At 66.8% G+C, this 26677-nt stretch carries 22 protein-coding genes; 15 read left to right on the top strand and 7 right to left on the bottom strand.

Going from position 1 to position 26677, the window contains the following annotated elements:
• Positions 1-13: 13 nt before the first annotated feature.
• From kdpB to G6N44_RS23440, 10 genes are all read left to right on the top strand, one after another.
• Positions 14-2071, top strand: a complete 2058-nt coding sequence (gene kdpB / locus G6N44_RS23485; RefSeq protein ID WP_235683119.1) for a potassium-transporting ATPase subunit KdpB — start codon at positions 14-16, stop codon at positions 2069-2071.
• 1 nt (position 2072) lies between these two features.
• Positions 2073-2933: a potassium-transporting ATPase subunit C gene (locus tag G6N44_RS23480; RefSeq protein ID WP_163668196.1), complete on the top strand. Its 861-nt coding sequence runs from the start codon at positions 2073-2075 to the stop codon at positions 2931-2933.
• A gap of 19 nt (positions 2934-2952) precedes the next feature.
• Positions 2953-5487: a DUF4118 domain-containing protein gene (locus G6N44_RS23475; RefSeq protein ID WP_163668195.1), complete on the top strand. Its 2535-nt coding sequence runs from the start codon at positions 2953-2955 to the stop codon at positions 5485-5487.
• Positions 5484-6185, top strand: a complete 702-nt coding sequence (locus G6N44_RS23470) for a response regulator (protein WP_163668194.1) — start codon at positions 5484-5486, stop codon at positions 6183-6185. Before G6N44_RS23475 ends, G6N44_RS23470 begins: the two co-directional genes overlap by 4 nt.
• Positions 6186-6302: 117 nt before the next feature.
• Entirely contained in the window at positions 6303-8171 is a 1869-nt protein-coding gene (locus tag G6N44_RS23465) for a propionyl-CoA synthetase (RefSeq protein WP_163668193.1), read from the top strand.
• A gap of 497 nt (positions 8172-8668) precedes the next feature.
• Positions 8669-9373 (top strand): ZIP family metal transporter, encoded by a 705-nt coding sequence (locus G6N44_RS23460; protein ID WP_163668192.1) that lies wholly within the window; start codon positions 8669-8671, stop codon positions 9371-9373.
• Between the two features lie 17 nt (positions 9374-9390).
• Complete coding sequence (locus tag G6N44_RS23455) at positions 9391-10176, top strand: prolipoprotein diacylglyceryl transferase (protein ID WP_163668191.1); 786 nt, start codon at positions 9391-9393, stop codon at positions 10174-10176.
• Positions 10173-10589 (top strand): hypothetical protein, encoded by a 417-nt coding sequence (locus tag G6N44_RS23450; protein ID WP_235682856.1) that lies wholly within the window; start codon positions 10173-10175, stop codon positions 10587-10589. Before G6N44_RS23455 ends, G6N44_RS23450 begins: the two co-directional genes overlap by 4 nt.
• A gap of 8 nt (positions 10590-10597) precedes the next feature.
• A complete protein-coding gene (locus G6N44_RS23445) occupies positions 10598-12154 on the top strand; it encodes a radical SAM protein (protein WP_163670291.1) in 1557 nt (518 codons plus the stop codon).
• A 211-nt stretch (positions 12155-12365) separates the two neighbouring features.
• Complete coding sequence (locus tag G6N44_RS23440; RefSeq protein ID WP_179964432.1) at positions 12366-13415, top strand: MPT63 family protein; 1050 nt, start codon at positions 12366-12368, stop codon at positions 13413-13415.
• A gap of 157 nt (positions 13416-13572) precedes the next feature.
• Here G6N44_RS23440 and G6N44_RS23435 read toward each other — a convergent pair whose 3' ends face one another.
• The 5 genes from G6N44_RS23435 to G6N44_RS23415 all read right to left on the bottom strand — a co-directional run bounded on the left by G6N44_RS23435 (position 13573) and on the right by G6N44_RS23415 (position 17821).
• Entirely contained in the window at positions 13573-14517 is a 945-nt protein-coding gene (locus G6N44_RS23435; RefSeq protein ID WP_170309419.1) for a Ppx/GppA phosphatase family protein, read from the bottom strand.
• Positions 14508-14999 (bottom strand): DUF501 domain-containing protein, encoded by a 492-nt coding sequence (locus tag G6N44_RS23430; protein ID WP_163668187.1) that lies wholly within the window; start codon positions 14997-14999, stop codon positions 14508-14510. Before G6N44_RS23430 ends, G6N44_RS23435 begins: the two co-directional genes overlap by 10 nt.
• On the bottom strand, positions 14992-15687 hold the full coding sequence (locus G6N44_RS23425; protein ID WP_163668186.1) for an FtsB family cell division protein: 696 nt from the start codon (positions 15685-15687) through the stop codon (positions 14992-14994). The genes G6N44_RS23430 and G6N44_RS23425 overlap by 8 nt, the downstream gene beginning before the upstream one ends.
• Positions 15688-15708: 21 nt before the next feature.
• The gene (gene eno / locus G6N44_RS23420) at positions 15709-16992 is read right to left on the bottom strand and encodes a phosphopyruvate hydratase (RefSeq protein ID WP_163668184.1); all 1284 of its coding nucleotides are present in this window, start codon (positions 16990-16992) and stop codon (positions 15709-15711) included.
• 97 nt (positions 16993-17089) lie between these two features.
• Positions 17090-17821, bottom strand: a complete 732-nt coding sequence (locus G6N44_RS23415; protein WP_163668182.1) for a lytic transglycosylase domain-containing protein — start codon at positions 17819-17821, stop codon at positions 17090-17092.
• A gap of 208 nt (positions 17822-18029) precedes the next feature.
• Between G6N44_RS23415 and efeU the strand changes: the two genes are divergently transcribed.
• From efeU to G6N44_RS23395, 4 genes are read left to right on the top strand one after another with little or no spacing between them, the layout of a single operon-like run.
• Positions 18030-18977, top strand: a complete 948-nt coding sequence (gene efeU, locus G6N44_RS23410) for an iron uptake transporter permease EfeU (protein ID WP_163668180.1) — start codon at positions 18030-18032, stop codon at positions 18975-18977.
• Entirely contained in the window at positions 18974-20137 is a 1164-nt protein-coding gene (efeO, locus tag G6N44_RS23405) for an iron uptake system protein EfeO (RefSeq protein ID WP_163668178.1), read from the top strand. Before efeU ends, efeO begins: the two co-directional genes overlap by 4 nt.
• On the top strand, positions 20118-21440 hold the full coding sequence (gene efeB / locus G6N44_RS23400) for an iron uptake transporter deferrochelatase/peroxidase subunit (RefSeq protein ID WP_163668176.1): 1323 nt from the start codon (positions 20118-20120) through the stop codon (positions 21438-21440). The genes efeO and efeB overlap by 20 nt, the downstream gene beginning before the upstream one ends.
• 12 nt (positions 21441-21452) lie before the next feature.
• A complete protein-coding gene (locus G6N44_RS23395; RefSeq protein ID WP_163668175.1) occupies positions 21453-22106 on the top strand; it encodes a DsbA family protein in 654 nt (217 codons plus the stop codon).
• Between the two features lie 19 nt (positions 22107-22125).
• On the opposite strand, the gene G6N44_RS23390 is transcribed toward G6N44_RS23395, so the two are convergent.
• Complete coding sequence (locus G6N44_RS23390; RefSeq protein WP_163668173.1) at positions 22126-22941, bottom strand: serine hydrolase; 816 nt, start codon at positions 22939-22941, stop codon at positions 22126-22128.
• A gap of 450 nt (positions 22942-23391) precedes the next feature.
• Between G6N44_RS23390 and G6N44_RS23385 the strand changes: the two genes are divergently transcribed.
• Positions 23392-25539, top strand: coding sequence for a PE-PPE domain-containing protein (locus tag G6N44_RS23385; RefSeq protein WP_163668172.1), 2148 nt, complete (start codon positions 23392-23394; stop codon positions 25537-25539).
• A gap of 101 nt (positions 25540-25640) precedes the next feature.
• Here the strand turns inward: G6N44_RS23385 and G6N44_RS23380 are convergent, their stop codons facing one another.
• Entirely contained in the window at positions 25641-26675 is a 1035-nt protein-coding gene (locus G6N44_RS23380; RefSeq protein ID WP_163668170.1) for a nucleoside triphosphate pyrophosphohydrolase, read from the bottom strand.
• Positions 26676-26677 lie beyond the last annotated feature (2 nt).

The raw sequence follows: 26677 nt of genomic DNA, 5'->3' as shown, positions 1-26677 counted from the left end.
GCTGGACCCGAAGATGCTGTGGCGCTCGACGCCCGATGCGCTGCGCAAGCTCGACCCGCGCACGCTGTGGCGCAACCCCGTCATGTTCATCGTCGAGATCGGCGCGGTAGCGGCAACACTGTGCGCGATTCTGAACTTGTCCTGGTTCGCCGGGTTGATCGTCGCCTGGCTCTGGCTGACGGTGATCTTCGCCAACCTGGCCGAGGCCGTCGCCGAAGGTCGCGGCAAGGCCCAGGCCGAGTCGCTGCGTAAGACCAAGACCTCCACCATGGCGCGGCGGCTCACCGGCTGGGCACCGGGCAACCCCGGCCACGAAGAAGAGGTGGCCGCACCGCTGCTGCAACAGGGCGACCTCGTCGTGGTCGAGGCCGGCCAGGCCATCCCCGGCGACGGTGATGTCGTGGAAGGCATTGCCTCGGTGGATGAATCGGCGATCACCGGCGAATCGGCACCCGTCATCCGCGAGTCCGGCGGCGACCGGAGCGCCGTCACCGGCGGCACCACGGTGCTGTCCGACCGCATCGTCGTGCAGATCACCCAGAAGCCGGGTGAGAGCTTCATCGACCGGATGATCAACCTCGTCGAGGGCGCCAATCGGCAGAAGACTCCCAACGAAGTCGCGCTGAACATCCTGCTGGCCTCGTTGACGATCATCTTCGTTTTCGCCGTCGCGACCCTGCAGCCGCTGGCGATCTTCTCCAAGGCCAACAACCCCGGCGTGCCGGATACCTTGGCGCTCAGCGGGGACGGCATCTCGGGCATCGTCATGGTGTCGCTGCTGGTGTGTCTGATCCCCACCACCATCGGTGCGTTGCTGAGCGCGATCGGTATCGCCGGCATGGACCGGTTGGTGCAGCGCAACGTGCTGGCCATGTCCGGCCGTGCCGTCGAGGCGGCCGGCGACGTCAACACCCTGCTGCTCGACAAGACCGGCACCATCACCCTCGGCAACCGGCAGGCCGCCGCGTTCGTCCCGCTGTCGAACGTCACGCCGGAACAACTCGCCGATGCGGCTCAGCTGTCCAGCCTGGCCGACGAGACCCCGGAAGGGCGCTCCATCGTGGTATTCGCCAAGCAGGAGCACGGGTTACGTGGCCGCACACCCGGCGAACTCGACAACGCGCGTTGGGTCGAGTTCAGTGCCAACACCCGGATGTCGGGCGTCGATCTGTCCGGCGATCACCGGCTGCGCAAGGGCGCGGCGGGCGCGGTCGCCGAATGGGTGCGTTCCGAAGGTGGCCGGGTACCCACCGAACTCGGTGACATCGTGGACGGGATCTCCGCGGCCGGCGGGACACCGCTGGTGGTCGGACATGTGGTGGACGGCAATGCCGAGGTGCTCGGCGTCATCCATCTCAAGGACGTCGTCAAACAGGGCATGCGCGAACGCTTCGACGAGATGCGCCGCATGGGCATCCGCACGGTGATGATCACCGGCGACAATCCGTTGACGGCCAAGGCCATCGCCGACGAGGCCGGAGTGGACGACTTCCTCGCCGAGGCCACGCCCGAGGACAAGATGGCGCTGATCAAGAAGGAGCAGGCCGGCGGCAAGCTCGTCGCGATGACCGGCGACGGCACCAACGACGCCCCCGCCCTGGCCCAGGCCGATGTCGGCGTCGCGATGAACAGCGGGACCTCGGCGGCCAAAGAGGCCGGCAACATGGTCGATCTCGACTCTGACCCGACCAAGCTCATCGAGATCGTCGAGATCGGCAAGCAGTTGTTGATCACCCGGGGCGCACTGACCACGTTCTCCATCGCCAACGACATCGCGAAGTACTTCGCGATCATCCCGGCGTTGTTCGTGGCCCTGTTTCCCGGCCTGGACCTGCTGAACATCATGCGGCTGCACAGCCCGCAATCGGCGATCCTGTCCGCGGTGATCTTCAACGCGATCATCATCGTGGCGCTGATCCCGTTGGCGCTCAAGGGTGTCCGATACACCCCCAGCAGCGCGTCCAAGCTGTTGAGCCGCAACCTGTACGTCTACGGCCTCGGCGGCATCATCGCGCCGTTCATCGGCATCAAGCTGATCGACCTCGTCGTCCAACTCTTCCCGGGAATGTGACATGAACTTCGCCAACCTGCTCCGCCAACATGCAGCCGCCCTGCGGGCCCTGCTGGTGCTCACCGTGATCCTGGGCATCGGCTACCCGGTCTTCATCTGGCTGGTGGCCCAGATCCCCGGCCTGCGCGACAATGCCGACGGATCGCTGATCGAGGCGAACGGAAAACTGGTCGGCAGCAGCCTGATCGGTCAGTCCTTCACCGATGCCGACGGCAATCCGCTGCCCCGGTACTTCCAGAGCCGGCCGTCGATGGCCGGTGACGGCTACGACCCGATGTCCACCGGCGCGAGCAACCTCGGACCGGAAAGCGTTGTCGACCAACCCGACAAACTGAGCCTGCTCACCCTGGTGTGCTCGCGCAGCGCAGCGGTCGGCACGCTCGACGGCGTCGACGGCGCCCGCCCGTTCTGCACCGGAGGCGGTGTCGGAGCGGTGTTGTCGGTGATCGGGCCCCGCGACACGCGCGGAAACGTCGTGCACCCGACAAAGGTGGTCAGCATCAACGAACCGTGCGACACCACCAAGGTGCCGTTCCTGAACAGCTATGAGGGCGTGCGGGTGGAATGCGCCAAGGCCGGCGAGAATTACAGCCTCGGCCAGATCGTGCCGATCCGCGGCAGCGCACCCGCCGAACCGGCGGTACCGGCCGATGCGGTGACCGCCAGCGGCAGCGGCCTGGACCCGAACATCTCGGTGGCCTACGCCGATCTGCAGGTCGATCGGGTGGCCAAGGCCCGCGGTCTCAACTCCGATCTGGTGCGCGCCGTGGTGGCGCAGCACACCGACGGACGCACCCTGGGCTTCTTCGGCGAACCGCGGGTCAACGTGCTCGAACTCAACATCGCCCTCGACGCGCTGTAAGCACGAGGATGATGGTCTTGTGAGCACGCCGGCGTCGAGCCCCGCCAAACGCGGTGAGCTGCGCATATACCTGGGTGCGGCTCCTGGCGTCGGCAAGACCTACGCGATGCTCGGTGAGGCCCACCGCCGGCTCGAACGCGGCACCGACGTGGTGGCCGCGGTGGTCGAAACGCACGGGCGCAAGAAGACCGCCGAGCTTCTCGAAGGCATCGAGGCCGTCCCGCCGCGCTACATCGAGTACCGGGGAGGCCGCTTCCCCGAACTCGACGTCACAGCGGTGCTGGCCCGCAACCCCCAGGTGGTGTTGGTCGACGAACTCGCCCACACCAACACCCCGGGCAGCAAGAACCCCAAACGCTGGCAGGACGTCGAGGAACTGCTCGCCGCCGGGATCACCGTGATCACGACGGTGAATGTCCAGCATCTGGACAGCCTCAACGACGTGGTCACCCAGATCACCGGAATCGAGCAGCAGGAAAAGGTTCCCGACGACATCGTTCGGGCGGCCGACCAGATCGAACTAGTGGACATCACTCCGGAGGCGTTGCGCCGCAGGCTGTCCCACGGCAATGTGTACGCACCGGAGCGTGTCGATGCCGCACTGTCGAACTACTTCCGGCGCGGAAACCTCACCGCGCTAAGGGAGCTGGCGCTGCTGTGGTTGGCCGATCAGGTCGACGCCGCGCTGGCCAAGTACCGGGCCGACAACAAGATCACCGACACGTGGGAGGCCCGCGAACGCGTCGTCGTCGCCGTCACCGGCGGTGCCGAATCGGAAACCCTGGTGCGCCGGGCATCCCGAATCGCCTCGAAATCCAGTGCCGAGCTGATGGTGGTGCACGTCGTCCGCGGAGACGGACTCTCGGGTGTCTCGGCACCCCAGATGGGCAAGGTGCGGGAGCTGGCCTTGAGCCTGGGCGCCACCCTGCACACCGTCGTCGGCGATGACGTCCCGACGGCGCTCCTGGATTTCGCGCGCGAACGCAATGCCACCCAGTTGGTGCTCGGCACGTCGAGGCGGTCCCGCTGGGCCAGGATGTTCGACGAGGGCATCGGGGCCGTGGTGGTGCAACACTCCGGCAAGATCGACGTCCACATGGTGACCCATGAGCAGGCCCGTCGCGGGTTCAGCTGGGCGACCTCCTCGCCCCCACAGCGTCATATCGTGTCGTGGCTTGCCGCCCTGGTGGTTCCGTCCGCGATCTGCCTGCTGATCGTCGGGGTGCTGGATCCGACCCTCGGGGTCAGCGGCGAGAGCGCCCTGTTCTTCATCGGTGTGCTGGTGGTCGCGCTGCTCGGCGGGGTGGCACCCGCCGCGCTGTCGGCCCTGCTGTCCGGTCTGCTGTTGAACTACTTCCTGGTGGCGCCGCGGCACACGTTCACCATCTCCGAACCCGACAGCGCAGTCACCGTGGTGGTCCTGCTGCTGGTCGCCGTGGCGGTCGCCGCATTGGTCGACGGCGCCGCCAGCCGGGCCCGCGAAGCCCGGAAGGCCTCACAGGAAGCCGAACTGCTGACCCTGTTCGCCGGGTCGGTGCTGCGCGGCGCCGATCTGACCACACTGTTGGAACGCGTCCGCGAAACCTATTCGCAACGCGCGGTGAGTCTGCTGCGGGAACAGAGCGGCACCGCGGAGATCGTTGCCTGTGTCGGCCCGAAACCCTGTGCCGAGGTGGACAGCGCCGATACCGCCATCGAAGTCGGCGACGACGAGTTCTGGCTGCTGATGGCCGGGCGGAAACTCGCCGCCCGCGATCGCCGCGTACTCAGCGCGGTCGCCAAACAGGCTGCCGGACTGGTCAAGCAGCGCGAGCTCACCGAAGAGGCGAGCAAGGCCGCGGCCATCGCGCAGGCCGACGAACTGCGTCGGTCACTGCTGTCGGCGGTCAGCCACGACCTGCGCACCCCGTTGGCCGCGGCCAAGGCGGCGGCCTCGAGCCTGCGCAGCGAGGACATCGATTTCTCGGCCGAGGACACCGCCGAGTTGCTGGCCACCATCGAGGAATCCGTCGATGCGCTCACCGCGCTCGTCGGTAACCTGCTGGACTCCTCCCGACTGTCGGCCGGCGTGGTCCGCCCCGAGCTGCGCCGCGTGTATCTCGAGGAAACCGCGCAACGCGCGTTGCTCGGAATCAGCAAGGGCACCACCGGATTCACCCGCGAAGGCCTGGACCGGGTCAAGGTCGAGGTCGGCGATGCGGTTGCGATGGCCGACGCCGGGCTGTTGGAGCGGGTGCTGGCCAACCTGATCGACAACGCCCTGCGGTATGCACCCGGTGGCCCCATCCGGGTCAGCGCCGGACAGGTCGCCGACCGGGTACTGATCGCGGTGATCGACGAAGGGCCCGGAATGCCGCGCGGCGCCGAGGAACAACTCTTCGCACCGTTTCAACGACTCGGCGATCACAACACCACCATCGGTGTCGGTCTGGGCCTGTCCGTGGCGCGCGGCTTCGTCGAAGCCATGGGCGGCACCATCTCGGCGACCGATACCCCCGGCGGTGGGCTCACCGTCGAAATCGACCTTGCTGCACCGAAAGACGGACCGGTATGACACCCACCAACTCCGCCAAGACACGGGTCCTGGTGATCGACGACGAACCCCAGATCCTTCGCGCGTTGCGGATCAACCTGTCGGTGCGCGGTTACGAGGTCGACACCGCCACCAACGGCGGACAGGGACTTCGCATCGCCGCCGATCACCGGCCCGACGTGATCGTGCTCGATCTCGGCCTGCCGGACATGTCGGGCATCGAGGTGCTGGCCGGGCTTCGCGGCTGGCTCTCGGCACCGGTGATCGTGCTCTCGGCCCGTACCGACTCATCGGACAAGGTTGAGGCCCTCGATGCCGGCGCCGACGACTACGTCACCAAACCCTTTGGCATGGATGAGTTCCTGGCCCGGCTGCGCGCCGCGGTGCGCCGTGGAGCGGCAGCTTCCGAGACCGATGAGCCGGTCATCGAAACCTCCTCGTTCACCGTCGATCTCGCCGCTAAGAAGGTGACGAAGAACAACCACGAGGTACACCTGACCCCCACCGAGTGGGGCATGCTGGAGATGCTGGTGCGCAACCGCGGCAAGTTGGTGGGCCGCGAGGAGCTGCTCAAAGAGGTGTGGGGGCCTGCCTACGCCAAGGAGACGCATTATCTGCGGGTGTACCTGGCGCAACTGCGCCGCAAGCTCGAGGACGATCCGGCACATCCGGTGCACCTGCTGACCGAGGCGGGGATGGGCTACCGCTTCCAGGAGTGACGATTCCTCGGCGAACAGACGACCAATAACCGCGCGTGAGCTACCACCGGCCGCGGACAGGCCACCGACCAGCGAAAATCACCGATCTCGGCTGGCCGGACACGCTACGGTGCCGGTATGTCCGGTTACCGCGCCCTGTTTGACGCCAGCCTCGACGATCCGGCCACGTTCTGGGCCGACGCCGCCAAGGCGGTGACCTGGACCTCCGAGCCCCAGCGCATACTCGACGACTCCAGGCCGCCGTTCTACCGCTGGTTCCCCGACGCTGAGCTCAATACGTGCGCCAACGCCCTGGACCGCCACGTCGCCGAACGCGGCGATCAGGCCGCACTGATCTACGACTCCCCCGTCACCGGCACCAAGGCCACCTACACCTACCGCGAGTTGCGCGACGCCACCGCCCAGTTCGCCGGCGCCCTACGCGGGCTCGGGGTGAACAAGGGCGATCTCGTCGTGATCTACATGCCGATGATCCCCGAGGCCGTCATCGCGATGCTGGCCTGCGCCCGGCTCGGCGCGGTGCACTCGGTGGTGTTCGGTGGGTTCGCCGCGCACGAGTTGGCCACCCGCATCGACGACGCCCGCCCCGTGGTCGTGGTGAGCGCATCCTGCGGTATCGAACCCACCCGCATCATCGAGTACAAGCCGATGCTGGATGCGGCGCTCGACATCGCCGAGCACAAGCCCAGGGCCTGCGTCGTCCTGGAGCGCGAGCAGAGTCCCTGCGGATTGGTCGACGGGCGGGATCACGACTGGCAGCAGTTGGTGGCCGCCGCCCAACCGGCTGATCCGGTGCCGGTGGCCGCCACCGACCCGTTGTACGTGCTGCACACCTCGGGCACCACCGGCAAACCCAAGGGCATCGTCCGTGACAACGGCGGGCACGCGGTGGCCCTGCTGTGGAGCATGCGCCACATCTACGACGTGGCACCCGGCGACGTGTTCTGGGCGGCCTCCGATGTCGGCTGGGTCGTCGGGCACTCCTACATCGTCTACGCCCCCCTGCTCCTGGGCGCGACAACCGTTCTCTACGAAGGTAAACCGATCGGCACCCCCGATGCCGGCGCATTCTGGCGGGTAGCCGCCGAGTACGGCGTCAAGGCGCTGTTCACCGCCCCGACCGCGATCCGCGCGATCAAGAAGGAAGACCCCGAAGGCACCCAGATCGGCAACTACGATCTGTCCGGCTTGAAGTATCTGTTCCAGGCCGGCGAGCGCCTCGACCCCGACACCTACCAGTGGGCCGCGAGCAAGCTCGGCATCCCGATCGTCGACAACTGGTGGCAGACCGAAACGGGCTGGCCCATCGCCGCCAATCCGATGGGGCTGGAAGTGCTGCCGATCAAACCGGGTTCGGCGACGGTGCCGATGCCCGGCTACGACGTACAGATCCTGCAGTCGGACGGCACCCTGTGCGACCCCGGCGAGGAGGGCGCCATCTGCATCAAGCTGCCGCTTCCGCCAGGCACGCTGCCAACGCTGTGGGGCGACGACCATCGTTACGTGGCGTCGTACCTGTCGGCATTCACCGGGTATTACCTCACCGGCGACGGCGGCTACCTGGACTCCGACGACTACCTGTTCGTGATGGGCCGCACCGACGACGTGATCAATGTTGCCGGGCACCGGCTGTCCACCGGGTCGATCGAGGCCGTGCTGGCCGACCACCCGTCCGTGGCCGAATGCGCGGTGATCGGCGTCGCCGACGAACTCAAGGGTCAGGTGCCGCGAGGCTTCGTGGTGCTCAAGTCCGGGGCCACGGGCGACAAGATCGCCGAGGAGCTGGTGACGCGGGTGCGGGAGAATATCGGTGCGGTAGCGGTTTTCAAGAAGGTCGACGTCGTGGCGGCGTTGCCGAAGACCCGCTCGGGCAAGATCTTGCGCAAGACCATGCGCGGTATCGCCGACGGACTCGACGAGCCGGTCCCGTCCACCATCGAGGATCCCGCCGTGCTCGACGCGATCAAGGACGTCCTGCGCCCCTGAAACCGGCACAGCCAAAGGGGTTTCACGCACCGATGACGGCAGAATCGGCACCCGAAACAACCCTCGCGCAAAAAGGGCCCGCCGTTTCCGGAATCCTTTGTTTTCACGGTGGGCCGAACTATTGTGAAGTCGTTATATGTTGATGTCCGACCCAACTCGGGAGTTTGCTGCCGGCTCGCCGACAGCACCCGAACAGTGAGGAGTTGAACGACGATGCGCATGGCAACCAAGGGATCCTGCACCTGTCGCTGTAATGCCTGCGACGGTGGCCACCACTGCGGAAACCCCCCGAACTGCAACGCGCGGCGCTGACGCCGTCGGTGACCTGTCGCCCGGACAACCAGCGACAGGTCACCATCAGCACCCGCCATACCGCCCTGAACAACGGGCCGTAAACCATCGATCGCACCGATCGACCGTGCGATTTCGCGCTTCGTCGCACCTATCGTCACTTCTACTTCCCCCGCGCTGAGCCTCCGTCGGCCTATGCTGCGGCTGTGCTCACCGCGCTGGTCTGGGGCCTGGTCGCCGCATCCTCATTGCTGATCGGTGCGGTCGCCGGGGTAATCCGAAACTGGAATCAACGCCTCGTCGGCCTCGTCCTCGGCTTCGGCGCCGGTGCACTCATCTCCAGCATCTCCTTCGAGCTCGCCGAGGAAGGCTTCCGGGCCAGCGGCGCGTGGGCCGTCGCACTCGGCCTGGCCATCGGGGCCGTGGTGTTCTATCTCGCGGACAAGGCCGTAGATCGGATGGGCCGCAAGGGAACTCAGACCGCCGGGCCACCCCTGCTCCTCGGCGCCCTGCTCGACGGCATTCCCGAACAGGCCGCACTCGGCATCGGCATCGCGACCGGCGCCGGCGTCAGCCTGGCGCTGGTGGTGTCCATCTTCGTCTCCAACCTGCCCGAGGCCATCGGATCAGCAAGCGACATGCGATCAGCCGGTGAGCCGGCCGGCCGCATCGTGGGCGGGTGGGCGGTGATCGCCGCACTCTGCGCGCTGGCCACCGTGGGTGGCTATCAGCTGCAGGATGTCGCCGGTGCCCAATTGCAGGGCGGGATCAATGGTTTCGCCGCCGGAGCACTGCTGGTCATGTTGGTGGGCTCGATGATCCCCGAGGCCACCGAGAAAGCCCGGGAGATCGCCGGACTGGCGGCCGTGCTGGGATTTGCCGTGGCCGCGGGGCTGTCACTGGCCGGCTGACGGGTTACGTTCAGCGGGTGACTACGCAGTGGCACCTGGGACCTCTCAACGTCGGGGTGCACAACCTGTTCGTGGCACTCGGGGTGTTCGCCGCGTTGCTGGTGTTCCTCGCCGAGGCCCGCCGGCGTGGCGCGGTCAACGAGCAGTCCGTGGTCGCTGCGGCCGGGGCGTTGATCGGTGGCGCCATCGGCATGAGGCTGACCGGGTGGATACGGCACCTGGACTTCAGCGCCAATCCGAGCCTGGCGCAGGCCTGGCAGTTCGGCTCGCGCAGCATCATCGGCGGGCTGCTCGGCGCCTATCTCGGGGTGCTGATCGCCAAACGCCTGGGCGGTTACCGGGGCAAGACCGGTGACCTGTTCGCACCCGCGGTCGCGCTCGGCATGGCGATCGGCCGCATCGGCTGTTACCTCACCGAAGCCCCCGGACGGCCCACCACCCTGCCGTGGGGGATTCACGCCCCGGCCGATACCCCCGAATGTCCGGGGTGTCTGGCCGGAGTCGCGATGCACCCGTCGTTTCTGTACGAGATCGCCTTCCAGCTCACCGCATTCGCCGTACTGCTGTGGCTGCGTCCCCGGATCGTCCGGCCCGGTGAGCTGTTCGTGCTCTACGTCGCGGGCTATGCGATGTTCCGTTTCCTCGTCGAGTTCGTCCGGGCCAACGAGACCGTGTGGCTGGATCTGACCCGCCCGCAATGGTTCCTACTGCCATCGCTGCTGATCCTGGGGTTTCGGCTGTGGTACGGCTACCGCCGTGGGTACTATCGCAGCCCAGCCAACACTCAGGAGGTGCCCGCTTGACGACACCGCCCGGCCCATCCGACGACACGCCTCCGTACGGGTTCAGTCCCCCACCTCCGCCCCCTTTCTATCCCGCCTACCAGTACCCGCCCGCGCAACCGCCGCGCCGCATTTCGGTGCCCATGGTGATCCTGGGCCCGTTCATCTACGCTGCACTCAACCTGGTGATCGGATTCCTCGGTTTTCTCGCCGCCGCGGCAGAGGGCAACAGTCGACACGACGCCAGTCTCGTCCTGGCCGGCACCGCGGTGCTGTTGGCCGTCATCGCCTTCGGCGGTGGCACCTTGCTGTTGTTGTCGAAAAGCCCTACGGCCAAGGGCCTTGGTATCGGGCTGATGGTCGGCTGGGCCCTGGTCTCGCTGTTCTCCGCCGGACTGTGCACCGGCATCAACCCCGTGGTGTACAACCTGTGAGCACCGGAATGGGGTTGCGCGGCGACCGGTTGCACCGGTACGTCACCGCGTTCTGCCCCCGATGCCACGACGACGCACCCGAGCGACCGCTCGCCGACGTCGCGCGCCTGGCCGGCATCCTGGTCGAGCGCGAGGGCCGGATCTGGCTCGAACGCGGCTGCCGCACACACGGACTGGTGAGCACGCTCTATGACGAGGATCCCGAGATCCTGTCCTATCTGGAGGAGTGGACCGCCCCGACCAAGGCCCACATCCCCGACGTCGCGGGGAACTTCGACCCGATTCCCTCTGCCTACCTGCGCGGCCTGCCCGAGATGCAGACCCAGCACACGTGCATCCTGCTGCAGGACATCGCCGAAACCTGCAACCTGCGCTGCCCGACCTGTTTCACCGACAGCTCTCCCGATTTGCGCCATGTGGTGCCGACCGCCGACGTGCTGGCCAACGTCGACCAGCGGTTGGCCCGGGAGAACGGCCGTATCGACGTCCTGATGCTCAGCGGGGGCGAACCCACCCTGCACCCGAACCTGGCCGAACTTCTCGATCAGCTGGTCGCCCGCCCGATCACCCGAATCCTGGTCAACAGCAACGGGGTCCGCATCGCCACCGACGACGGCCTACTCGATCTCCTGACCGAACACCGGGAACGCGTCGAGGTCTATCTGCAATACGACGGGCTGTCCGAACAGGCGCACCGTCACCACCGCGGCGGCGATCTGCGGAGGGTCAAAAGCCAAGCCCTCCAGCGACTCTCCGAGCGCGAGATCTTCACCACCCTGGTGATGACGACCGCACTGGGCGTCAACGACGACGAGATCGGCGACATGGTCCGGCTCGCCCTGGAGACTCCCTACGTCGGCGGGCTCACCATCCAACCGCAGTTCGGCTCCGGACGCTCGGGGGCGATCGACCCGATGAACCGGCTCACCCACACCGGGGTGCTCAAGCGGCTGGGCCCGCAAACCGGCGGCGCCGTCACCTGGCGTGACCTGACCGCACTGCCCTGCTCGCACCCGCACTGCTGTTCGGTCGGCTACCTGGTCCGGGACGACAGCGACCAGTGGCGCTCCCTGGTATCGCTCATCGGTACCGAAAGCCTCAAGGACAAACTGGGCCTGGTCTCCAACCGGATCGCCGACGCGGAGATCCCCCGCCAACTTCGCATGGCGGTGCAGGAGTCACTGCTCGGACTGCTCTCCGAGCAGTCGTCGCTTTCGCATCCTCAGATCGGCGACGTCTGGCGCGCCATCTGTGAGAGCTGCGACCTGGGAATGGGGACATTGTTGACGCTGGCGTCCTCGGCCCTGCCGGGCCGTCGCCGCAAGATCCGCAGATTGCTCGGCGAGCGCGTGGTGCGGCTGACCGTCAAGCCGTTCATGGACATGTCCACGATGATCGAGGAGCGGCTGACCCAGTGCTGTGTACACGTCGGCACCCGCTCGGGGCAGTCGGAACCAGCCCAACACCAGTGCGCGCCGTTCTGCGCCGTGCAGGCCTGGCCCGCGCTGGGACGTCAACGGTTGTCCCTGTCGGTAGGTCGGGCATTACCGCTCATCGAGATTTGATGAGGGGACGAATGGGCTGTTCACGGCCACATTCGAATTCGACCACCAGCGTCGGCGACCAGGTCAACGCGCCTTTCTGCCATGCGCTGATGGCAGAAACTGCAAACTGCTGTTCCTAACCGTCCTCTTAAGCTGATAGTTTCGGATGAAGTGGGTGTCCCACCGCCGGGGGGCCTGCCGCCTCTTTCTGGACCAGTCAGGAGTCAACACCTTGAAGAAGTCAAACATCAGTACGGCCTTTGCCGCTGCGGCTATTGCCGCCGCGGCCATCGTCGCCAGCGCCCCGATGGCGCTCGCCGACGCCAGCGCCGACGACAACGCCGTCACCACCGCCGCGCTCGGCGGCCAGGGCAAGCTGGACAACGGCACCCAGAGCTGGACGGTCACCGACCTGAAGCCCAGCACCGACACCATCAACTACACGCCTCGCGGCACCCTGTGGGAAGTCACCGCGACGAATGAAGCTCTCGAGGGCTCGGTGACGCCGATCGTCTCCAACTTCAACATTCGCGCCGCCGATGGGCAGAACTACCGCGCGCTGTTCCAGGTGCCCAGCGCGCAGGGCGTCAACCCGGCCACCCTGTCACAGGGCCAGAAGACCAGCGGCAAGATCTACTTCGACGTGACCGGTGACCAGCCGACCTCGGTCGTCTACAACGCCGGTGGCCACGACGTGCTGGCGTGGGACAAGGGTGCCGCACCCGCTGCAAGCCCGGCCGCCGACGCCCCGAAGCGTCAGGCTCCCGCCGCGGCTCCGGCTGCAGCCCCGGCCGCCGCACCCGCTGCCGGCGCTCCGGCTGCTGCTCCGGCCGCCGCATCCCCGGCCCCCGCGCCCGCTGCCGTCCCGGCCGCACCGGCCGGCACCGGTGCAGGTAGCCGCGCGGCGGACCTGCCTGCCGCCGCTCCGGGCGCCCCGGCCGCCACCCCGGTTGACGCCGAAGCGGTTCCGGCCGCACCGGCACCGGGTGCTCCGGCTCCCGAGTCGACCCCGGTCGCGCACGGCACCCCGGTCGCCGAGGGTGCCCCGGCACCGGCCGCCACCGGTGCAGGCAACGCCGCGACCGCGCTGACGCCGGTTGAGGGTGTGCCCGCCGAGGGTGCACCCGCCGCTGCTCCGGCTGCTCCGGCCGCTCCGGCCGCTCCGGCTGCCCCGGCACCGGCCGGCGAGCCCGCGTTGGTTCCGGCGGGCACCCAGCCCGTCATCACGCCCGCCCCGGCCCCCGCGGTCGCCCCGGCGAGCAACCACGGGACTGCGTCCTGATCTAGGTAGTCAAGGCAACGGCCGGACGCGGATAACCGCGTTCGGCCGTTGTTTTATGTCGAGGGTCCCGCACTTCCCGCCACCGTTTCTACACCTGGGCGGCGCTGACGCTCAGACCACGACCCCACGGTAGAAACCGGCGCGCAGAGAATCGGGGTCAGGCGATCGACAACGCGATGCCGTCGAGAATGTCGTGCTCGCTGACCACCAGTTCGCCGATCCCGGCCCGATCACCGAGAACGGCCGCCAACTCCTCGACGATGATCGCACCGCCGCCGATCACATCGGCACGGCCGGCATGCATCGGTCCGAGCGCCAGGCGTTCCGCCTTCGTCATTCCGATCAACTGCTCACACACCCCGAGCAGATCGTCGAACCCGATGCGGGACAGGTGAATTGCGTCGGGATCATATTCGGTCATCCGCTGTGCCAGCGCCGACAGCGTCGTCATCGTCCCGGCCACCCCCACCCACGTGCGCGCACCTCCGACCGGCACCACCTGCAACGCGTGGGCCAGGCCGTCGCGAGCCACCGCCCGCGCCTGCGCCACCTCGTCCGCGGTGGGCGGATCGGAGTGCAGGCACCGCTCGGTCAGCCGGACACACCCGATGTCGGCAGAGAAGCTCGCCTGCACGGCCGTCTCGCCGAGCACCAGTTCGGTTGACCCACCGCCCAGGTCGACGACCACGAAAGGGCCTGCGGCAGGATCGAGTTCACCGACCGCACCCTGGAATGACAGCTCGGCCTCCTCGGTACCGGTGATCACCTCAGCCACCGATCCCGGGACCACCTTGCCCAGCAGGCGTGCGGTCATCGCGAAGAACTCGTCACGGTTTCCGGCATCGCGCGCAGCCGAGGTGGCGACCATGCGCACCGCGGTCACCGAATGCTCCGCCATCAACGCCACATAATCGGCCAGTGCGGATTCGGTGCGCGCCAAGGCTTCCACGGCGAACTTCCCGGTGGCGTCGACGCCCTGGCCCAACCGCACGACCCGCATCTCGCGGTGCACGTCCCGCAGCCTTCCGTCCACCACGTCGGCGATCAACAGACGAATCGAATTGGTGCCACAATCGATTGCGCCGACCCGCCTCAAACCCATACCTCTCGATCCAGAATTCCCGCCATCGCGGGCTCGACCGCCAGCACCGCCAGCGCCTCGTCACCAAAGGGGTTGACCCCGGGGCCCTTTGCCAACGCGTGGGCCATCACCACGTGCAGACATTTGACCCGGTCGGGCATACCGCCGCCGGTGAACGTGGTACCCAACGATTCGATCGCGTCCCGCTCGGCCAGATACGACTCGTGTGCCCGCCGGTAGGCCGCGGCCAATTCCTCGTCGTCCTGCAGCCGCTCGGACATCTCACGCATCAGCCCGGAGGATTCCAGCCGGCTGGCAGCCGCGGTGAGTGCGGGGTGCGTCAGGTAGTACAGCGTCGGAAACGGTGTGCCGTCAGCAAGTCTGGGCGCAGTCTTCACGACGGCCGGTTCGCCGTTGGGGCAGCGATAGGCGATCTCCAGAACGCCACGTGGTTCGCGGCCCAACTGCCGCGTCACAGCCTCGATGTCGGTGGGATCAACCATGCGGACCTCCGGGTTCGGCCGGCGGCGGTGGCACAGGCGGCCCGGCAGGCACCGGTGGCGATCCGCCGATGGTCGGTGAAACCCCATGGGGCTCATCGGCGATCGTGTGCCACAACGAGGTATACCAGGGCTGGCCGGCCGGCACGGTCGAACCGGGCAGCACCGCCTCCCCCGGCTCAGCCGAGACCACGGCCCCCGGGGGCAGCTGTACCTGATATGGAGTATCGCCGGGCATCACGAAGCCGAGCCGCTCCCTGGCCTGGGCCGCGATGTAGACCGGGTCGGCCAACTTGATCTTCTGCTGCTCCAGGTCGGCGATCTGGGTCCGCAATTGTTCCTCGCTGGCCTTGAGCTGCTTCATCTCGGTGCGTTGGGCGAAGTAGGTGCGGACCGGTCCGGCGATGGTCAGGGTCAGCACGCACACCACCGCGGCCAGGATCGCCGCACGGCGTGCCGTCGAACCGAACCGCTGTTCGGACTGCAGCTCGGCCTGCTGCTGCGCCTGTACCGCAATGGCTTTGGTGACCGTCTCGTCGACAGCCGGCTCGGCCTGCGCCGCGCGGGTTTCGGTCACCCGCCGGCGGGCCTGCGAAGCCCGCGGCCGATTCGCATCCCCGGCCTTGCCCGGCTTACCGGGTCTGGAGGCCGGGGACCGTCGCTTCGGATCGGGCCGCTTCGCTTCGGGCATCGTCGTCGGGAAGGGGTTGGACTACTTGGCCTCGAACCGAGGGAACGCGAGATCGCCGGCGTAACGCGCGGCGTCGCCGAGGGCCTCCTCGATGCGCAGCAGCTGGTTGTACTTGGCCACCCGCTCGCTGCGGGCCGGGGCACCGGTCTTGATCTGACCACTGCCCACCGCAACCGCGAGATCGGCGATGGTGGTGTCCTCGGTCTCGCCGGAACGGTGGCTCATCATGGTGCGGTACCCGCTGTTGTGCGCCAGCGCAACGGCATCCAAGGTTTCGGTGAGCGTGCCGATCTGGTTGACCTTGACCAGCAGCGCGTTGGCGGCGCCGCGTTCGATACCGTCCTCGAGACGTTCCGGGTTGGTGACGAAGAGGTCATCGCCGACCAGTTGGACCCGGTCGCCGATGGCCGAGGTCAACGAGACCCAGCCGTCCCAGTCGTCCTCGGACAGCGGGTCCTCGATCGACACCAGAGGGTATGCGTCGATCAGGCCGGCGTAGAAGTCAGCCATCTGCTCGGCGCTGCGGGTCTCCTTCTCGAAGGCGTAACCCGAACCCTCGGTGTAGAACTCGGTGGCGGCAACATCAAGTGCCAGCGCCACATCGCTGCCCAGCTTGAAGCCGGTGGCCTCGATGGCCGTCACGATCAGGTCCAGTGCGGCCTTGGTGCCCGCGACATCGGGGGCGAACCCGCCCTCATCGCCGAGTCCGGTGGACAGCCCCTGCTTCTTGAGCACGGCCTTGAGCGAGTGGTAGACCTCGGTGCCCCAGCGCAGCGACTCCTTGAAGGAGGGCGCACCGATCGGGGCGACCATGAACTCCTGCACGTCGACCCCGGTATCGGCGTGGGCGCCGCCGTTGAGGATGTTCATCATCGGTACCGGCAGGATGTGCGCATTCGGGCCACCGAGGTAGCGGAACAGCGGCAGCGCGGCACTGTCGGCCGCGGCCTTGGCCACCGCGAGGGAGACGCCGAGGATCGCGTTGGCGCCCAGCCGGGACTTGTCCGCCGTGCCGTCGAGATCCAGCAGTGCCTGGTCCACGAGACGCTGATCGTCGGCGGCGTTGCCGATGATGGCCGGGGCGATCTCGTCGAGCACGGCCTCCACGGCTTTCTCGACGCCCTTGCCGCCGTAGCGGGAGCCGCCGTCACGCAGCTCCACCGCTTCGTGCTCGCCGGTCGACGCGCCCGAGGGCACCGCTGCCCGGGCGAACGTGCCGTCGGTCAGGGCCACCTCGACTTCGACCGTCGGATTACCACGGGAGTCGAGGATCTCGCGGGCTCCAACCTGCTCGATGATGGGCACTGGCTTCTCCTTATTGAGTCCGGCGTGTAGAGATGAGACTAGATCGTGGTCGGCGCAACGGCGTGTTTGGGCGTGTCACACGGGTCGCCCATCTGGGTCACAGGCCGTGGCCGGCCGCATACGCCGTTGCCCAGTCCCGCACCGCACGCGCGTACTGCTCGGAGTTGTTATAGGCCTTGAGCGCCGTCATCCAGCCCCTCGGGCTGGACAGGTCCTTGCCGTACCAGCACAGCAGACCGGCCGCCGAGAGCGCAGCGTCGTCGAAGTTGTCCGGATTCACCACGCCGTCGTTGTTCGCGTCCACCCCGAAATGACCCCAGGTCTCGGGGATGAACTGCATCGGCCCCATGGCTCGATCCATCAGCGGATCGCCGTCGAGCTTGCCCTTGTCGGTGTCAGGAATGCGCATGTTGCCTGCGGTCCCGTCCAACTGCACGCCACGGATCGGCGGGGTGACGTCGCCGTTGCGCGCGATCATCGCGCCGCGATAGGTGCCGTGGTGGCTTTCGACCATGCCGATACCGGCCAGGGTCGTCCACGCCAATTTGCAGTTGGGGTTCACCACCTGGGCAACACGTGCGGCGTAGGCGTAGGCCTCCAGGGCGTTGACGGGCATGTTCATGGCGGGCGCTCGCTGTGCCGCCCATTCGTGCAGCTGATCGGCCGGTCGGCCCTTGGCGTAGATATCGATGGCCGGCACCGGATCCCCGGGCGGCGGCGGCACGCCCTCGGGAATTGGGGTACCCAGATGCCAAGAACAACTGGATGCCAACAGCAGCGCTGTCGCAGCAATTACGGCGACAGCCCGCAGCCAACGCACTGGCGACACCGGACTCCCTCAACCCCGCTCGGTCTGATTGGCCATCGTCGCATGCGCGACTGAGGACGTGGCGGGCGACGGGTCCATGCCGGGAGAACGGCAGGTGAGGGCAGCCGGCCTCACAGATCCCCCTGATAAGGTGAGCCACGCCTTGCTATGGCAAGCCAAGGCTATATTCTTCATGGTGTTTTCACCCCGGTCCAACGAGGACGCTTTGATGTCTGTCATCTCGGACGTTCCGACCAGCACACTGGCCGCGTCCAACGTCACATCCCAGGTATTCGGCAGCGGGCTGATCGGTTTACGGGAGGGCCTCGAAGCCGCCATCGTGGTGTCGATCCTCGTCGCGTTCCTGGTCAAATCCGACCGCCGCGATGCGCTCAAATGGGTGTGGCTGGGCGTCGGCGCCGCGATCGCCATGACCGTCACCGTCTTCCTGGTGATCCAGTTCGGTGAGAACACCATCAGCGGACTGGGCGCCGAAGCCATCGCCGGCATCGCCTCACTGATCGCCGTCGTCATCGTCACCACCATGGTGCTCTGGATGAAGAAGGCCTCCGCCTCGATGTCCGGCCAGCTACGCGGCGACATGTCGCAGGCGCTGCAGACCGGCGGCCTGGCAGTGGCGCTGCTGGCGTTCCTGGCGGTCGGCCGGGAGGGCGTGGAGACCGCGCTGTTCATGGTCGGCTACGCCGAGGCCGAGACACTCTGGCCGCTGACCGGGCTGATCATCGGCGTGCTGATCGCCGCGGCGATCGCCTACGGCATGTACGCCGGCGCCGTCCGGATCAATCTCGCCAAGTTCTTCACCTACACCGGCATCTTCCTGATCGTGGTCGCCGCCGGAATCCTCGCCTACGGGATCAAGGCGCTGCAGACCGTGGGCTGGCTGCCCGGCCTGGGCACCAAGGCTTTCGACATGAGCGGTGCATTCGACTGGTCGGCCTGGTACGGCGAGGTCATCCAGGGTGTCTTCAACATCGACCCCACGCCGACCGTGCTGCAGCTCGCCGCGTGGGTGGCCTACATCGTGGTGGTGCTGGCGCTGTTCCTGAAACCGATTCGCGCCGCGGTCGCCCCGTCGGCCAGTGCCTCCCCCGAGATTTCCTCCGAGCCGACCGTCGAGCCGGAGACCGCCATCGCACCCGAAAGGTCGACCAAGTGAAGATCACCCCTGCCGTCAAGACCGGATTCGCGGCCACCGCCGCGGTGCTGGTCGGCGTCTCGATGAGCGCCTGCCAGGCCAAGGAAGCCGACAGCGGCAGCGCCGGCGCCGAGGGCGCTCAGATCACCGTCGACGCCACCGACACCGGCTGCAAGCTGTCCGAGACGACCGCGACCACCGGCCCGAGCACCTTCGTCGTCACCAACAGCGGCGACAAGGTCACCGAGTTCTACGTCTACGGCGAGGGCGAGCGGGTCATGGGCGAGGTGGAGAACATCTCCCCCGGGCTCAAGCGCCAACTGATCGTGCAGCTCACCCAGCCGGGCACCTACCGGACCTCGTGCCGCCCCGGCATGGTCGGTGAAGGCATCCGCGGCGATTTCCTGGTGACCGGCGAGACCGTGAAGGTCGACACCGAGGGCAAGTTCAAAGAAGCGGCCGACAACTACAAGCGGTACGTGAACAGCCAGGTCGACGCCCTGATCCCGGCCGTCGAAGAGTTCGTCGCCGCGGTCAAGGCCAAGGACGTCGCCAAGGCCAAGGAGCTCTACCCGTCCTCGCGGATCTACTGGGAGCGCATCGAGCCGGTCGCCGAGTCCTTCCCGAACGACCTCGACCCCCGCGTCGACCTGCGGGAGGCCGACCTGGAACCCGGACAGAAGTGGACCGGCTTCCACGCTCTGGAGAAGCAGCTGTGGGTGACCGGCCTGCAGCCGAACGCGAGCGCACTGGGCGACCAGCTGATCGCCGACGTCAAGGAACTCCAGGCCGGCGTGAAGGCTCCCGACTGGACCATCGACTCCACCCAGATCGCCGGTGGCGCACAGGGTCTGCTCGACGAGATCTCGATGAGCAAGATCAGCGGCGAAGAGGACATCTTCAGCCACACCGACCTGTGGGACTTCCGGGCCAACGTCGAAGGTTCGCAGACCGCGGTGGCCTCCGTGCGACCGATCCTCGACGAGCGCGACGCCGAGCTGGGCAAGCGCGTGGACCAGCGGTTCGCCGATGTCGAGAAGTTGCTGGAGAAGTATCGTGACGGCGATGGTTTCGTCTCCTACGAAAAGGTGACCGAACCCCAACGCCAGGAACTGTCGCGCGCCATCGACGCGCTGAGCAAAGAAGTGAGCCAGGTGCAAGGTGTCATCGCCAAGCAATGATTCGTCCGAAGCAACCCCGGATGCCGAGCAGACGAGCGGGTTCTCCCGACGCAAGCTGTTCGGCGCCGCCGGGGTCACCGCTGCGGTAGTCGGTGCGGCCGGCGCGGGTGCGCTGGCCGGCCGCGCCTCTGCCGCCAGCACCACGAACGCTGATCATCTGATCCGTCCGGTGCCGTTTCGAGGTGACCGGCAGGCCGGCATCATCACCGAGGCGCAGGACCGGATGCATTTCTGCTCCTTCGACATCACCACCGACAACCGCGACGACGTCATCGCACTGCTCAAGCAGTGGACCCAGATGGCCGAGCGGATGGTGCGCGGTGAGGAGACCGAAGCCGGCGGCGCCGTGGACGGCAATCCGTATGCGCCGCCGTCGGATACCGGTGAGGCGTTGGGCCTACCGGCCTCCCAGCTGACCCTGACCATCGGGTTCGGGCCATCCTTCTTCCGAAAGGACGGCAAGGACCGCTTCGGCATCGCCGACAAGCAACCCGCCGAGCTCAAAGACCTGCCCAAGTTCCCCAACGAGACCATGGACCCGGCCAAGTGCGGCGGCGACATCTGCGTGCAGGCCTGTGCCAACGATCCACAGGTGGCGGTACACGCAATCCGCAACCTGGCCCGTGTCGGATTCGGCACCGTCGCGGTGCGGTACTCCCAGCTGGGGTTCGGCCGGACCTCGTCGACCACCCGGGATCAGGCCACCCCGCGAAACCTGTTCGGGTTCAAGGACGGAACGAACAATCTCAGGTCCGACGAGACAGATCAGCTCAACCAGAGCGTGTGGGTGGCCGAGGGAGACGGACCGGGCTGGCTCACCGGCGGCAGCTATCTGATCACTCGGCGGATCCGGATGCGGATCGAAAACTGGGACCGCACCACGCTTCTGGAGCAGGAGCGGGTGTTCGGCCGGCAGAAGGGCAGCGGCGCCCCCATTGGGTTGCAGCAGGAGTTCGACGAGCTCAACTTCGAGATCACCGACGGCAAGGGCAATCCGAAGATCGACATGGCCGCGCATGTGCGTTTGGCCTCACCCGAGCATCTGGGCGGCATCGAGATCCTGCGTCGCGGTTACAACTTCACCGACGGTTCGGATGGCGTCGGCCACCTGGACGCGGGCCTGTTCTTCATCGCATTCGTGCGCAGCCCCGAGAAGCAGTTCATCCCCATGCAGCGGGAACTGGCCCGCAAGGACCTGCTCAACGAATACATCACCCACACCGGGACGGCTGTCTTCGCCTGCCCGCCCGGGCTGCGTGACGGTGACACCTCGGGTTACTGGGGTTCGACACTCTTCGAGTGAGGTACAGATCAGTTGACGCGCAACACCCGAATCCTGCTGACCGCATTGGTCATCGCGTTGATGGCCGTCGGCGTTCTCGTGTACCAGTCAGTTCGCGATCGTGGTACGCCACCGCAAGCTGCGACCGCCGACGCCGGCCAGTTGGTTCGCGATAACAGTCACCGACTGAGCTCCGTGCCGGACAGTGCTGCCACCTTCGTGGAATTCCTCGATTTCGAATGCGAAGGCTGTCGCGCGGTCTACCCGGCGATCGAGCAACTGCGATCCGAGTACGGCGATCGGGTGAACTTCGTCATCCGGTACTTCCCCATGGGCGCGCACTACAACGCCGAACGGGCGGCGCGCGCCGTCGAAGCCGCGGCCCAACAGGGCAGGTTCGAGGCGATGTACAAGAAGATGTTCGAGACCCAAGGCCAGTGGGGCGAGCAACAGACCCCGGCCGACGAGGTATTCCGTGGCTTCGCAGGAGAACTCGGCCTCGATCTGGCGGCATTCGACAAGGTCTACCGCGACCCCGCCACCGCTGCCCGAGTCCAACTCGATGTGGCCGACGGGCGCGCACTGGGTGTGCAGGGAACGCCGACGTTCTTTCTCGACGGCGAGCGCATCCAGCCACACAGCCTTCAAGAGTTGGCCACCGCGTTCGACCGGGCACTGGCCGAATAGCTGTGCCCCGCAGTCTTGATCACCCGGTGGGCCCGAGCAGGATCTGGCTGAGCCGGGTGGTCGTGGCGACCCCGTCGTCGTAGCCGCCCTGCCCGTTGAGCCCGTTCATGATGGCCAGCGTGTAGCGCTGATTGGGTCCGGCGAAGCCGACCGAGTTGACGACCCAACCCCCTTGTTCCTGCGACCACCCGTTCTTGTTGCCGGGACTCATCGACGGCCCGGCACCCCACACGCCCCACTGCTGTTCACTGCCGACCCGTTGCATCTCGGCCGCCACGGCGGCCGCATCGGGCGCATTCAGTTGGGTCAGTGTGTAGTTCATCAACCGGTCGAGATCGTTGGTGGTCGATTTCTGGAAACCCCAGTACGGGAACATGTCACCGAATCCCGGTTGCGGCCGCAGGTCGGTCATGCCGTAGCGCGGGAAGCCCGCATTGAACGCCTTGTGATCCGGGCCGCCGTAACGGGTCCACAGCGAATCTGCCGCATCGTTGTCGGAGTCCCGCAGCATGTTCACCATGAGCTGCCGATCATTACCCGACATGCGCAATGCCCCGGCACGCTCCCGAGTCAACAGGTCGACCACCATCGCCAGCTTGATGGTGGAAGCGGTCCAGATCATCTGGTTGGCATTGGCGTTGGCGTAGCGCGTACCCGCGCCTCGGTCGCGCAGGACGTACCCGACGGTGCCGGGCCGCGACGCCAGGTAGGCGTCCGCCGCCGCGATGCGTGAACGCAGGTCACAGCCCGTGGCCGTGCAGTCCGCAGCGGCTTGCGGAGCAACCATCCCCAGACTGAGAACCAGGACGACGGCAACGACCCGCAGTACCCGCATCGCCTCACCGTAGAGGCGACCGATCCGATCCAGCGGGCGCCACGCCCAACGTTCCCAGTTTCGCCGTGGTCAATATTTTCTAGGTTGCCAGCAAAATCCTCCACCCCTTAGCAACTCCGCATTCAGCCCACTCGATGAAGGGGGTCGACACCGGTCGAAATTCCGATATCGCAAATACGATTGCAGTGATTAAGTTAATTACGCAACCAGAGCTATCTGCACTTATACCGTCATATGTGCTGGTCACAATGCATGCAATTCAAGTCTGCATGCCAGGTACCTATTTTGGTTAATAATAAGATTCGCACCGGCAACTGCAGATAGAGCAATCTCAAATTGTTGCATATGCAACCAATCGGCGCCGTCACCCCATCGACTGACGTCGCAATCGAAGTTTGCCGCCTTAGAGTTCCCCCCTGAGTAGCTGAATTTTTCCTGAGAGGGGCAGGCATGGGGAAGCATCGTCACAACAAGGTCACCAGGGCGGCCGTCGCCGGCACGGCGATCGCCGCGGCAGTCGGGGTGGGGCTGACGCCAACAATCGCGGACGCAGCCACCTATGTGGTGGGGTTGCCGAGTTGGATCCCGTCCACCGGTCTGACGCAATTGCCGTCGGACCCGGACGCGGTGACCGATGCGATCCTCGACGATCGCGAGAACACCGCGGGCCTGGTGGGCTGGGGGCTGGGTACCACGTTCACCGCAGAACAACTGGCCCCGGTGTGGGTGAAGTGGTTCAACCCGCTTGATGTGGGATCGGCGAGTCAGACCACCACCACCGGCGGGAACTGGTCGGGGTTCCCTCCGAAGTTCAACCCGGCATCGGGCACCGTCACCGGACGGGACTGGACCCAGGGGCAGTGGGTATCACCGAGTTCGCTGGACGGAATCGACCTGGGCGCGTTGGCCGCGTACACGGCAGGCGGCGGCGACCTCACCGCGGCGCTCGCCCCGCTGGTGAACTGGACGGCCTACCTGTCGAACACCAATTTCATCGGCTACGGCGACGGTGCCATTGCGGTCGGGGCGGGCTACCAGAACTTCATCGACCAGGCCCGCGCCGGCGATCTGGAAGCCGGCCCCGCCCTGACCGGACCCCGCAAGATCGTCTTCGCCGACCCCAACGATCCCGTCACCAAGGACGTGACGAAGGCGTTCGTCAAGGTGGACGCGGCGACGTACATCGGAATCCAAACCGCACCGGGCGTCTGGCTGCTGCTTCAGCCACTGTCGGCAACCGACTATCCCGAGGCAACCGATCTGCCGACCCTCGACATCACTCCCGGCGGCGTCATCGACGTGACCCTCCTGACGGTGAACCTCCTGCGCAACCCGGGCCGGCCCAACGGCGGACTCTACTCACGGTTTGCGCCGATCTATCAGGAGATCACCGGCGTCAACCCGGTGACGCCCGAGCGCCAGGACGTCCTCCCCGAGGGGATGGAGGGACTCAGTCTCTCCGACCTCAGCTTCGACGACCTGGGCAATCTGGTCGCCGTAGCGGAATCGCTCGACGGCCAGCCCATCGTGTTGACGATCCTCAAGACCGACACCACCTGGGAGTACGACCTGCTTTCAGATGCACCGGTCACGGGAAGCCCGGTCGCATGGGCGAATTCGGCGATGGCGGCGCTGTTGCCGCTCACGCTGGGAGCGTCGCTGCTCGACGGGTCGGGCGTCGGCGCCAAGCTGTACACCGCACCCGACGGCACGATCTACACCACGATCACCCAGGAGCAGTTGCCACTGCTGGCGCCCGCCCGCCTGGTCGCCGGATTGCTCAGCGTCGCAACAGGTGAGGACGTCAACACCCCGGTGGCCGACGCCCTGGAGCCGCTGCTCAAGCTGCTGGTCAACACCAGCTACACCGACGCGGTGCGCAATGAGGACGGCTCCTGGACCCGCACTCTGGACCAGATGCACGTCCCGACGCTGTTCGGCACCCAGACGCTGACCCGCGAGCAGGCCGCCCTGCTGGCCGGCGACCTCCTCGCCGAACTGGGCCGGGGTGTGGGCTCGGAGTACACCGACATCGTCCAACGCGTCACCAACCGCACGGTGACTTTCCTGGAGGACAACGACATTCAGGTACCCACCGAGATCAAGACGGTCGCCGCCAAACTCGCCACCGAGCCCGGCAAGGCGATCCGGACGGTCAGCCGCCAGATCGGCGACGACGTCAGTAAGGTCCTCACCGGAATCGAGGCCAAGCTGCCCGAGGGCCCCGCGCCACTCAGCCAGCAGCAGCTCGACAACCTGCAGCGGCCGGTCGGCAAGGTGTTGGCCGCGGCCAACGACGCGACCGGCGGCGTGGTGTTCGACGGGGCCACTGCCGCTCTCAACGACCCGATCGGCGTGGTGACCAAGACCGGCAAGGACGTTGAGACCACGGTCACCAAACAGGTCACCAAGACCCAGAAGAGCCTCACCCACGCGCAGGAACGGGCCAACAAGGTCGCCGACAAAGTCAAGCAGGGTGACCTCAAGGGTGCGGTCAAGCAGGTCGGCGAGAACGTCAAGAACCGGGTCGACCGGGTGAAGAAAGACATCAGCAACGGCGTCAAGAAGGTGAGCGGCAAGGACAAGAACGACAGCTAGTCGGACCGTCAAAGTTTTTGACGCTCAGGCAGATGCGCCCCTCCACCAGGAGGGGCGCATCGGTCTGTGTTACGAGCTCGGCAGACGGAGTCGGAACGCCGTCAATCGCCGGGGTGACCCTCCTCGTCGGGTTCCGACGCTGACTCGTCCTGCTCGGCTGAATTGTCCTCGGCTGAATCCTCGACCACCGCACCCGGCCAATAGGACCGCCACTCATCCTCGGTGATCGACCCCAACTGCGCCACGTCGAGTTCCTCGGGAACGTCTTCACCCCGGCGGCCGGCGGCAACGTCGGACTCCACCAACCGCACGGTGTCCATGAACTCCAAAACCGCACTGCGCAGGTCATTCTCAGCGTCAGTATCCGCCGCGATCACCACCGACGTCAGCGCCGCGGGCACCAGGTCGGCGGGCAGACCGGCCTGGGCCACCCGGGCCAGCACCTTCTGTGTCAGCGCCAGCGCCGGCTGCCCGGTGGGCACGTCGTCCATGGAGGACGCACGGGCCTTCACCTTCTGCTCCTGGGCCTTGCGTTCCTCCCACTGGGCCAGCTGCTCGTCCAGCGAAATCGATTCTCCGGCAAGCACTGCCGGCACCCGATTACCGAGCTTGCGGACAAGCGAATCGGCAACATCATCGATGTTGAACGGATGCACGGGCGCATCCTCGGCGATGCGGGCATGGAACAGCACCTGCAGCAGCACATCGCCGAGCTCTTCGCGCAGCTCGTCGGCGTTGCCGCCGCGGACCGCGTCGAACACCTCGTAGGTCTCCTCCAACAGGTAGCGACGCAACGAATCGTGGGTCTGTTCGCTCTCCCACGGCCCGTCGGTGCGCAGCCGGTCCATCATCGCCACGGCATCCACGAGCCGCTCCCCCGCCTGCGCCTGCGGGGCCGCGATCAACCGGTCCCCCGCCGCCAAGCGGGCCTTGACCGCCGGATGCTCGGGATCCGAAGACAACAGCACCGGCGCCGGGTCGCCCTCGTCGTCGCCGTAGATGGGCCGGGCCGCGGGCAACGTCCACGGCACCTTGATCGGCATCTCCTCGGTGTACTGCACGTCGCCGGTCAGGAATTCGATCGCTTCGACCGGGACCAGCGACGGGCGGCGGGGATCAACCAGAACGACAGTCACGG

This window comes from Mycolicibacterium alvei, from assembly GCF_010727325.1.
GTDB classification, from domain to species: Bacteria; Actinomycetota; Actinomycetes; order Mycobacteriales; family Mycobacteriaceae; genus Mycobacterium; species Mycobacterium alvei.
This window is presented reverse-complemented; position numbering and strand designations above follow the sequence as displayed.